This window comes from Aquitalea sp. S1-19, assembly GCF_024343515.1.
This window is the reverse complement of record NZ_RJTZ01000373.1, coordinates 1-396: the sequence shown is the minus strand read 5'-3', so window position 1 is coordinate 396 and position 396 is coordinate 1. Positions and strand designations below refer to the sequence as shown.

Below are 396 nucleotides of genomic sequence, written 5' to 3'. Positions count from 1 at the left end.
TTGGTGGAGGATGACGGAATCGAACCGACGACCCCCTGCTTGCAAAGCAGGTGCTCTACCAATTGAGCTAATCCCCCTCTTTTTGTTTCATGCTTCGTTGCAAAACTTATCGTGTACAAAAGTACACGTCGGCGTTTTGCGCCTCGCCTGAACCAAAAATAAAGCAAGAGAATGTGGTGGGTCTGGTTGGACTCGAACCAACGACCCCCGCGTTATCAACACGGTGCTCTAACCAGCTGAGCTACAAACCCAGTTTCTCTACGCCCTTAACTTCTGAACAACCGATAGGCTGTGAGTACTTGACTAGCCCTCTCTAGAAAGGAGGTGATCCAGCCGCAGGTTCCCCTACGGCTACCTTGTTACGACTTCACCCCAGTCATGAATCCCACCGTGGTA

2 tRNA genes and 1 rRNA gene are annotated in these 396 nt (G+C 51.0%); all 3 read right to left on the bottom strand.

What is annotated here, in order from left to right:
* Window position 1: 1 nt before the first annotated feature.
* Window positions 2–77, bottom strand: a tRNA-Ala gene (locus tag EGI20_RS19130).
* 97 nt (window positions 78–174) lie between these two features.
* A tRNA-Ile gene (locus EGI20_RS19125) sits at window positions 175–251 on the bottom strand.
* A gap of 66 nt (window positions 252–317) precedes the next feature.
* A 16S ribosomal RNA gene (locus EGI20_RS19120) occupies window positions 318–396 on the bottom strand; the annotation flags it as partial.